The organism is Streptomyces sp. NPDC059852, from assembly GCF_042731455.1.
Taxonomy (GTDB): Bacteria; Actinomycetota; Actinomycetes; order Streptomycetales; family Streptomycetaceae; genus Streptomyces.
Genome location: NZ_JBHWJK010000039.1, coordinates 50223 through 58906, shown reverse-complemented (window position 1 = coordinate 58906; position 8684 = coordinate 50223). Strand labels below are relative to the sequence as shown.

The following is an 8684-nucleotide window of genomic DNA, read 5'->3' as shown; positions in this document are numbered from 1 at the left end:
CCGGGGGGGGCCCCCCGTGGCGGGGGGCGACCCGGGTGTTCCCCCCTAACACACGGCGGCCCCCCTGGGGGTGCGGCCCGCCGGGCCGGCCCGGGCGTGTACGCCGCCCGGGCCGGCCCCGGCTCCCTACGGTCGTGCGCATGTGGAAATCGATCCCGGACGGCGGGCCCGACCGGCTGGTGGCGCTCGCCGACGGTGTGTTCGCCATCGCCCTCACCCTGCTCGTCCTGGACTTCTCCGTCCCCCGGGACCTCGACGCGGCCGACTACGACGACGCCCTGCGCGAACTCCTGCCGAACTTCGGGGCGTACGCGCTGAGCGTGCTGGTCCTCGGCGCGTTCTGGCGGGAGCACCGGCGGATCTTCGGCTACGTCCGGCAGGTCGACGGGCAGCTGATCACGCTGTCCATCCTGGGCCTGGGCGTCGCGGCCCTGCTGCCCTTCCCCACCAAGCTCCTCTCCGAGTACGGCAGGCAGCCCGAGTCGGTCGCCGCGTACGCGGCGACGGTCGCCGCGCTCGGCGCCGCCGACCTCGCGGTGGTCCTCCTGCTGGCCCGGCGCCCCTGGCTGCGCGGTCCGGCGGGACCGCCGGAGGGCTTCCGGCTCTACGCCGTCGACCTCGCGGTGACGGTGGTGGTGTTCACCGCCAGCGTGCCCCTCGCCCTGGCGTACGGCCAGGCCGCCATGTGGCTCTGGCTGGTCATGGCCCCGTTCAAGGTGGCCATCGGCCGGCGCGCGCAACGGGCGCGCTGACGCGGGCCCTCAGCCCTGCGCCGCCACGTCCACCCAGGTGCCGTCGGCCGCCGAGCGCACCATCGCGTCCAGGACGGCCGCGCTGCGCACCGCGTCCTCCAGCGTGGCCCCGTACGCGGTGCCCTCGGCGATCGAACGCAGGAACCGGTATGCCTCGACGACCTTGAGGTCGTCGTAGCCCATCGCGTTCGCCGCGCCCGGCTGGAACGCGCCGAACTCGCCATCGCCGGGACCCACGTGGACCGTGGCGACCGGCTGGTCCTGGTACGCGGTGCCGCGGCTGACCCTCAGCTCGCCCATCCGGCGGAAGTCCCAGGACACCGCGCCCCGGGTGCCGTGCACCTCGAAGCCGTAGTTGTTCTGCTCGCCCACCGAGACCCGGCAGGCCTCCAGCACGCCGCGCGCCCCGGAGGCGAACCGCAGCAGGCAGGAGACGTAGTCCTCGTTCTCGACCGGGCCGAGCTCGCCGGTCGCGAGGGTGTGCCCGGCGGTGGCGCCGGTCGGCCGGGCCCGCTCGGGGACGAAGATCGCGGTGTCGGCGGTCAGCGCGGCGATGTCGCCGAGCAGGAAGCGGGCGAGGTCCACGCCGTGCGAGGCGAGGTCGCCCAGCACGCCGCTTCCGCCGCGCTCACGCTCGTACCGCCAGGTCAGCGCGCCCTGCGGGTGGGCGGCGTAGTCGCTGAACAGGCGGACGCGCACATGGGTCACGGTGCCGAGGTCACCGGACGCAACGAGGTCGCGGGCCCTCTCGACGGCGGGAGCGTTGCGGTAGTTGAAACCGACGGCGGAGCGCACGCCGGCCCGCGCGGCGGCATCGGCCACGGCCCGGGCGTCCCCGGCGGTCAGCCCCACCGGCTTCTCGATCCACAGGTGCTTGCCGGCCTCGGCCATCGCCACACCGATCTCCCGGTGCAGGAAGTTCGGCGCCGTGACGCTGACCGCCCGTACGCGCGGGTCGGCGGCCACCTCGCGCCAGTCCCGGGTCGCCGAGGCGAACCCGAAGCGCGCGGCGGCCTCCTCGGCCCGGCCGGGCACCTCCTCGGCGACGGCCACCAGCTCCGGGCGCAACGGCAGGTCCGGGTAGTGGTGCGCGAGGCGGGCGTACGCCTGCGTGTGCACGCGCCCCATCCAGCCGAATCCGACGACGGCGACGCCGAGCGTGTCCACCATTGCAGCCCCTCATTGGACCGGTCCATTCTCTGTCCGGGCCACCATGGGTCGCCGCCTTCACCGGTGTCAACCCCCGTCCCGCCCGGTGCCCGCCTTTGACAAGCGCCCCGGACGCCTGGAACGGTCCATGCCCATGAGGCAGCCGACCATCCGCGACGTGGCCGACCACGCCGGCGTCTCGAAGTCGCTGGTCTCCCTGGTGCTGCGGGGCTCCGAACAGGTGCGCCCCGAGAAGCGCGAGGCCGTCCTGCGCGCCGTGCGCGAGCTGGGCTACCGGCCCAACGCGGCCGCGCGCAGCCTCAGCGAACAGCGCACCCGCACGGTCGGCGTCCTGCTGAACGACCTGCGCAACCCCTGGTTCGTCGACCTCCTCGACGGCCTGAACTCCCTGCTGCACGACAACGGCCTGCACATGCTGCTGGCCGACGCCCGCCTCAACCGCCGTACCGGCCAGGACCCGGCGGGCCCGCTGCTGGACCTGCGCGTCGACGGGCTGGTCGTCGTCGGCACCCTGCCCGACCCGGCGGCGCTCGCCGAGGCGGCCGAGCGGCTGCCGGTCGTGGTCGCCGGGGCGCGTGAACCGGCGCCGGCGGGCGTGGACGTGGTCGCCAACGACGACGAGCGCGGCGCGCGCCTGGTCACCGAGCACCTGATCGGCCTCGGGCACCGGCGTATCGCGCACATCGCGGGCTACGGGGCGGTCGGCGAACTGCGCCGGCGCAGCTTCGAGACGGTGATGCGCGAGCACGGCCTGGCGGACGGGGCGCTCGTCGAGAGCGGCGACATGACCGAGGAGGGCGGCTACCGGGCGACGGTCCGGCTGCTGAGCGGCGCCCGGCGCCCGACGGCCGTCTTCGCGGTCAACGACATCTGCGCCATCGGCGCCCTGTCGGCGGCCGAGGAGTCGGGGCTGCGGGTGCCGCGCGACCTGTCGGTCGTCGGCTACGACAACACCAGCATCGCCCGGCTCCGGCACGTCTGGCTGACCACCGTCGACAACGCCGGCTACGAGGTGGGCCGGCGCGCCGCCCGGTGTCTGCTGGACCGGTTCGCCGGCACCGGGGGAGCGGGCGGGGTCCGGCTCGCCGCGCCCGCGCTGGAGATCCGGGGCACGACGGGCCGCCCGCTCACAGAGTGATCGCGTACGCCTTGCGCAGCGTCTCGTGCACCGTCCACGTCGTACGGTCGCCCTCGCGCAGCACGGCCATGTCGCCCGGCCCCACCTTCAGCGTGGTGCCGCCCTCGACCTCGATGGTGGCCGAACCGCTGACCACGACGAAGAGTTCGTCGGCCTCGGTGTCGGTGACCACGCCCGGCGTGATCTGCCAGATGCCCCGCACCTGACGTCCGTCGGCGGACTCCCACACCACCTTCCCGGTCACCTCGGGCGTCCCGGAGACGATCTGCTCCGGGGCCAGGGGCTCGGGTTCGAGCTCGGCGTCGGGGATGTGGAGAGCGAAGCTGTGCGTCATGCGGCCGACCCTAGCCGGGGGCAACGGCGGTCCGGTCTGGACACAGTGTGGGGTGGTGGAGGGGGCGGACGGACACTCCGTCGGGGCGCCCCGTCATATGAACCGTTCTGTCATATGTACCGATGGTCCGAAGTGGGTTGTACGACGGTCTCGCGTATTGTTGCGTCATATGCCCGCTGTGACGCGTGGCTGCTCCCGTGATGCCGGGGGCTCATGAGGTATGGGGTGAAGGGGGGAGCGGGACGTGGTGGCACTTCTCGCGCTGATGGCGGTCGTCGCCTTCATGGCGACGGCGGGCCTGCCGTGGTGGGTGGTCGCGCTGGTGACCGTGTTGATGGCGGGGTTCGTCGGGGGCATGTCGTGGAGTCCCGGACGGGGGCAGTGCGGCCGAGCGGCCCGGGGTCCGCAGGGCCGACCCGCGCACCCCATGGCCGACCGGGATGCGAGCGTGTCCCCGGCCGAGACGCCCGTCGGAGCCGCGCCGCCCATGAGGTAGGGTTGACCTGCGTGATCACACGGTTCGCCGTGTGCGGGCACCGGGACGTGGCGCAGCTTGGTAGCGCACTTGACTGGGGGTCAAGGGGTCGCAGGTTCAAATCCTGTCGTCCCGACGGTGCGCGGGGCCTTCGCGGACGGCAGTCCGCGAAGGCCCTTTCGCGTACTTCCGTACCGAGGGCCGCGTCAGGCCTCCGTCACCCGCAGCTCCGCCCACCGGCACGTCCCGCCCGGCTGCACCCGCACCCCGCAGCGCTCGGACAGGGTGCTGACGATCTCCAGGCCGCGGCCGTGCTCGTCCGGGTCGACGGCGGAAGCCGAGGTGGCGGGACCGGTGTCGGTCACCTCGACGCGGACCGCCGCGCATGTCTCGCCCCGGTCGCGGGAGACCCGCAGGGTCGCGGGCGGCAGGGCGTGCACGATCGCGTTCGTGACCAGCTCGGAGACCACCAGCAGGACGTCCGCCGCGGCGTCCGCCGTCAGGTTCCAGCCCGCCAGCACGCCGCGCACCCGGCGGCGTATGCCGCCCGCCGCCTCCGGCGCGTGCGGCAGGCTGAACAGGTGCTCGACTTCCCCCTGAGGCGCGGCACGGAGCTGCGCAGTGATCATCGGTCCTCCTCCTGGGGGAGCCCCGCCGGTGGAAGGCCGGGCCCAGAGGAGAAACGGTAGGAAGGCCGACCGACCCGGTCAACGAATCCGGGTCGGCATTACCGAACGAGAGTCCCTAAAGGGGTGAATCGGACTAGGCTCGTGTCATGGCCGGCCCCGTCCAGTCCATCGAGCGGGCCGCGGCGATCCTCCGACTGCTCGCCGGCGGCTCCCGGCGGCTCGGCCTCGGCGAGGTCGCCTCCTCCCTGGGCCTCGCCAAGGGGACCGCCCACGGCATCCTGCGCACCCTGCAGCACGTCGACTTCGTCGAACAGGACCCGGCGACCGGCAAGTACCAGCTCGGGGCGGCCCTGCTGCACCTCGGCACCAGCTACCTCGACGTCAACGAACTGCGGTCCCGTTCGATCAACTGGGCCGACGCGCTCGCCGCCCGCAGCGGTGAGGCCGTCCGGCTCGGCACCCCCCTGGAGGGCAGGGTGCTCGTCATCCACCATGTCTTCCGGCCCGACGACACCCTGCAGACCCTGGACGTCGGCGCGCTGCTCCCCCTGCACGCCTCCTCGCTCGGCAAGGTCCTGCTGGCCTTCGGCGCGGCCCCCGTCGAACCGCTCCTCGAGGACGTCCCGGAGGCGTACACAAGGCACACCCTGGTCCACTTCGCCGACCTGCACCGGGCGCTCGCCGAGATACGGGACCTGGGATGGGGCGCCGAGGTGCAGGAGATGAGCATGGGCGAGGCCGGCATCGCCGCGCCCATCCGGGGCCAGGGAGGGCTCGTCGTGGGAGCGATCGGCGTGTCCGGTGCCGTCGAGCGGATCTGCGACACGAAAGGCCGGCCCCAGCCGGCGCTGATCACCGTGCTGCGCGAGGCGGCACGCGCGATCTCCAGGGACCTCGGCGCGGCCCGCTGGTAGGCGGGCACCCCACGACACACCGGAAGGAGGGCCGATCATGGTGGAGCGGTATGTGATGTCCATCGACCAGGGCACCACCTCCACCCGGTGCATCCTGTTCGACCACGGAGGACGGCTGGTGTCGGTCGCCCAGCGCGAGCACCAGCAGTACTTCCCGCAGCCCGGCTGGGTCGAGCACGACGCCGTCGAGATCTGGCGCAACCTCCAGCGCGTCGTCCCCGAGGCCCTGGCCAACGCCCAGGTGGCACCGGACCAGATCTCCGCCATCGGCATCGCCAACCAACGCGAGACGACCGTCCTGTGGGACCCGCGCACCGGCGTCCCGCTGGGCCGGGCGATCGTCTGGCAGGACACCCGCACCGCCCCGTTCGTCGAGGAGCTGCGCCGGGACCCCGGCGACGACTTCTTCCTCGACCACTGCCTGCTGCCCCCGTCCACCTACTTCTCCGCGCCCCGCATCCGCTGGCTGTTCGACCATGTCGACGGACTCGAGCGGCGCGCCCGGGACGGCGAGGTGCTGTTCGGCACCATCGAGAGCTGGCTGATCTGGAACCTCACCGGCGGCAAGGACGGCGGACTGCACATCACCGACGCCACCAACGCCAGCCGCACCATGCTCATGGACATCCGGACGCTCACCTGGGACCGGGCGCTCATGGACTTCTTCGGGGTGCCGCCCACCATGCTCCCCGAGATCCGCTCCTCCGCCGAGCGCTACGGGGAGGCCCGCACCGTGCTGCCCGGCGTCCCCATCACGGCCGCCCTCGGCGACCAGCAGGCGGCCCTGTTCGGCCAGACCTGCTTCGCGCCGGGCGAGGCGAAGTGCACGTACGGGACCGGCAGCTTCCTGGTCATGAACACCGGCACCGACCTCGTGCGCTCCGAGCACGGGCTGCTCACCACGGTCGCGTACAAGATCGGCGAGCAGCCCCCCGTCTACGCGCTGGAGGGCCCGATCGCCGTCACCGGCTCCCTGGTGCAGTGGTTCCGCGACCGGCTGGGCCTGATCCACAGCGCCCCCGAGATCGAGACGCTGGCCCGTACCGTCGAGGACAACGGCGGCTGCTACATCGTGCCCGCGTTCTCCGGCCTGTTCGCCCCGCACTGGCGCAGCGACGCCCGCGGCGTCATCGTCGGCCTCACCTCGTACATCACGAAGGGGCACCTCGCCCGGGCCGTCCTGGAGGCCACCGGCTGGCAGACCCGCGAGGTCGTGGACGCGATGAACGCCGACTCCGACCTCGCCCTGAAACAGCTCAAGGTCGACGGCGGCATGACCTCCGACCACCTGCTCATGCAGATCCTCGCCGACGTCCTCGACGTCCCGGTCGTACGGCCGCTGGTCGCCGAGACGGTGTCGCTCGGCGCCGCCTACGCGGCCGGGCTCGCCGCCGGGTACTGGCCGGACCTGGCGGTCCTGCGCCGCAACTGGCACCGGGCCGCGCAGTGGCTGCCCGACATGGACGCCGAGCGGCGGGAGTGGGAGTACGAGTCCTGGCAGCGTGCCGTCGAGCGGTCGCTCGGCTGGGTCCGCGCCCCCCGGCACCCGTGAGCCCGAGAGGCGCGCACCCCGTCGTCAGCGGCTGACCAGCAGGCCCCGGCCGCGCAGCACCCGGCGCTCCAGCGGGCTGAAGATCAGCAGGTCGATGGCGATGCCGACGAGCAGGATCAGCAGGATCGCCAGGAACACCTGGGACATGCTGCTGTTGTTGCGGCCGTTCTCCAGGAGCTGGCCGAGGCCCACGCCCAGGTCGGGGGAGGAGGCGATGATCTCCGCGGCCATCAGGGACCGCCAGGAGAACGCCCAGCCCTGCTTCAGACCGGCCAGATAGCCGGGCAGCGCCGCCGGCATCACCACGTGCCGCGCCTCGCGCAGCCCGGTGGCGCCCAGGGTGCGGCCCGCCCGCAGGAACAGCGGCGGGATCTGGTCGACGCCGGCGACGAGCCCGTTGGCGATCGAGGGCACCGCGCCCAGCAGGATCACGGCGTACATCATCGAGTTGTTCAGGCCCAGCCACAGTACGGCGGGCGGTACCCAGGCCACGGACGGCAGCGACTGCAGCCCGGACAGGATCGGGCCGATCGCGGCGCGCACGAACCGCACCCGGGCGACCAGCAGACCGAGCGGGGTGCCGATCGCGAGCGCCAGCAGGAAGCCGAGCAGACCGCGCGAGACCGACGTCCAGATGTAGTCGAGCAGGGTGCCCTTGAGCCAGGCGTCGCGCACCTCGCCCCAGACCTCGGACGGGGAGGGCAGCTTGTAGGCGGGAACGACCTCCGCCCAGACGAGCACCTGCCACACCGCCAGCACCAGCGCCACCGCGGTGACGGGCGGCAGCACCTTGCGGATCAGGGTCTCGCGCAGCGGGGTACGGCGGACCTGCACCGAGTCCAGGGCGTCGAGCCCGGCCTCCAGCCCCGCCAGGTCCTCGGTGCCGCTCTTGCTGGTGTCGACCTTGGTGTCGACTCCGTTGTCAGTGCCGGCCATGGCGGCGGATCTCCCCACGCAGTTCTTCGGTGATCTCGGCGGACAGTTCGGCCACCGCGGTGTCCTCGAGGCGGCGGGGCTGCGGGATGCCGACGGTCCACTCCCGGGCGACGCGGCCGGGGCGCGAGGACAGCAGCACGACCCGCTGGGCGAGCTTCACGGCCTCGCGGACGTTGTGTGTCACGAACAGCACGGAGACGCCGGTCTCCCGCCAGATGCGGGTGAGTTCGTCGTGGAGCACGTCGCGGGTGATGGCGTCCAGGGCGGCGAACGGCTCGTCCATGAGCAGGAGCCGGCTGTCCTGGGCCAGCGCCCGTGCCATGGCGACGCGCTGGCGCATACCGCCGGACAGCTCGTGCACCCGCTTGCCGTGCGCGCCCTTGAGCCGCACCAGCTCCAGCAGTTCCTCGGCGCGCTCACGCCGCTGGGCCTTGCCCAGGCCCCGCAGTTTCAGGGCGAGTTCGATGTTCTTGCCCGCCGTCAGCCAGGGGAACAGGGCGTGTTCCTGGAACATGAGGGCGGGGCGGCCGTCGGTGGTGATGGTGCCCGCGCTGGGGCGGTCGAGGCCGGCGACCAGGTTGAGCAGGGTGGACTTGCCGCAGCCGGAGGCCCCCAGGAGGGTGACGAACTCGCCGGGGGCGACGTCGAGGGTGATGTCGTCGAGGACGAGCTGCTGCCCGGCCGGGCCGGCGAAGGACTTCGAGACGTGCTCGATCCGGGCGGCCCGGGGCGCCGGTGCGGCGTCCTCGGCGACCTTCTCGGTCGTGGCCGTCGTGGTGGCCAT

At 73.1% G+C, this 8684-nt stretch carries 10 protein-coding genes and 1 tRNA gene; 6 read left to right on the top strand and 5 right to left on the bottom strand.

Annotated elements, in window-relative coordinates; translation table 11 throughout:
- The first annotated feature begins 140 nt into the window (after positions 1–140).
- A complete protein-coding gene (locus ACFV46_RS32215; protein WP_361925279.1) occupies positions 141–752 on the top strand; it encodes a TMEM175 family protein in 612 nt (203 codons plus the stop codon).
- Between the two features lie 9 nt (positions 753–761).
- Here ACFV46_RS32215 and ACFV46_RS32210 read toward each other — a convergent pair whose 3' ends face one another.
- Positions 762–1922, bottom strand: a complete 1161-nt coding sequence (locus ACFV46_RS32210; RefSeq protein WP_361925281.1) for a Gfo/Idh/MocA family oxidoreductase — start codon at positions 1920–1922, stop codon at positions 762–764.
- Positions 1923–2055: 133 nt separating this feature from the next.
- On the opposite strand from ACFV46_RS32210, the gene ACFV46_RS32205 reads away from it, so the two are divergent.
- Complete coding sequence (locus ACFV46_RS32205) at positions 2056–3060, top strand: LacI family DNA-binding transcriptional regulator (protein WP_361925283.1); 1005 nt, start codon at positions 2056–2058, stop codon at positions 3058–3060.
- Here ACFV46_RS32205 and ACFV46_RS32200 read toward each other — a convergent pair.
- Positions 3050–3394: a cupin domain-containing protein gene (locus tag ACFV46_RS32200; protein WP_361925285.1), complete on the bottom strand. Its 345-nt coding sequence runs from the start codon at positions 3392–3394 to the stop codon at positions 3050–3052. The two genes, ACFV46_RS32205 and ACFV46_RS32200, sit on opposite strands and share 11 nt — an antisense overlap.
- Positions 3395–3638: 244 nt before the next feature.
- Between ACFV46_RS32200 and ACFV46_RS32195 the strand changes: the two genes are divergently transcribed.
- Positions 3639–3890, top strand: a complete 252-nt coding sequence (locus tag ACFV46_RS32195) for a hypothetical protein (protein WP_361925287.1) — start codon at positions 3639–3641, stop codon at positions 3888–3890.
- 41 nt (positions 3891–3931) lie between these two features.
- Positions 3932–4005, top strand: a tRNA-Pro gene (locus ACFV46_RS32190).
- Between the two features lie 70 nt (positions 4006–4075).
- Here the strand turns inward: ACFV46_RS32190 and ACFV46_RS32185 are convergent.
- Positions 4076–4498, bottom strand: coding sequence for an ATP-binding protein (locus tag ACFV46_RS32185; RefSeq protein WP_385500813.1), 423 nt, complete (start codon positions 4496–4498; stop codon positions 4076–4078).
- Between the two features lie 146 nt (positions 4499–4644).
- Between ACFV46_RS32185 and ACFV46_RS32180 the strand changes: the two genes are divergently transcribed.
- Both ACFV46_RS32180 and glpK read left to right on the top strand, forming a co-directional pair.
- Positions 4645–5412, top strand: a complete 768-nt coding sequence (locus tag ACFV46_RS32180) for an IclR family transcriptional regulator (protein WP_361925291.1) — start codon at positions 4645–4647, stop codon at positions 5410–5412.
- A 37-nt stretch (positions 5413–5449) separates the two neighbouring features.
- Entirely contained in the window at positions 5450–6964 is a 1515-nt protein-coding gene (glpK, locus tag ACFV46_RS32175; protein WP_361925293.1) for a glycerol kinase GlpK, read from the top strand.
- A gap of 24 nt (positions 6965–6988) precedes the next feature.
- On the opposite strand, the gene ACFV46_RS32170 is transcribed toward glpK, so the two are convergent.
- A complete protein-coding gene (locus ACFV46_RS32170) occupies positions 6989–7900 on the bottom strand; it encodes an ABC transporter permease (protein ID WP_361925295.1) in 912 nt (303 codons plus the stop codon).
- Positions 7887–8684: an ABC transporter ATP-binding protein gene (locus tag ACFV46_RS32165; RefSeq protein WP_361925296.1), complete on the bottom strand. Its 798-nt coding sequence runs from the start codon at positions 8682–8684 to the stop codon at positions 7887–7889. Before ACFV46_RS32165 ends, ACFV46_RS32170 begins: the two co-directional genes overlap by 14 nt.

Coding starts and splice junctions, on each gene's coding strand:
- ACFV46_RS32215 (WP_361925279.1), top strand. CDS start 141: ATGTGGAAATCGATCCCGGACGGCGGGCCCGACCGGCTGGTGGCGCTC.
- ACFV46_RS32210 (WP_361925281.1), bottom strand. CDS start 1,922: ATGGTGGACACGCTCGGCGTCGCCGTCGTCGGATTCGGCTGGATGGGG.
- ACFV46_RS32205 (WP_361925283.1), top strand. CDS start 2,056: ATGAGGCAGCCGACCATCCGCGACGTGGCCGACCACGCCGGCGTCTCG.
- ACFV46_RS32200 (WP_361925285.1), bottom strand. CDS start 3,394: ATGACGCACAGCTTCGCTCTCCACATCCCCGACGCCGAGCTCGAACCC.
- ACFV46_RS32185 (WP_385500813.1), bottom strand. CDS start 4,498: ATGATCACTGCGCAGCTCCGTGCCGCGCCTCAGGGGGAAGTCGAGCAC.
- ACFV46_RS32180 (WP_361925291.1), top strand. CDS start 4,645: ATGGCCGGCCCCGTCCAGTCCATCGAGCGGGCCGCGGCGATCCTCCGA.
- glpK (WP_361925293.1), top strand. CDS start 5,450: ATGGTGGAGCGGTATGTGATGTCCATCGACCAGGGCACCACCTCCACC.
- ACFV46_RS32170 (WP_361925295.1), bottom strand. CDS start 7,900: ATGGCCGGCACTGACAACGGAGTCGACACCAAGGTCGACACCAGCAAG.
- ACFV46_RS32165 (WP_361925296.1), bottom strand. CDS start 8,684: ATGGCCACCACGACGGCCACGACCGAGAAGGTCGCCGAGGACGCCGCA.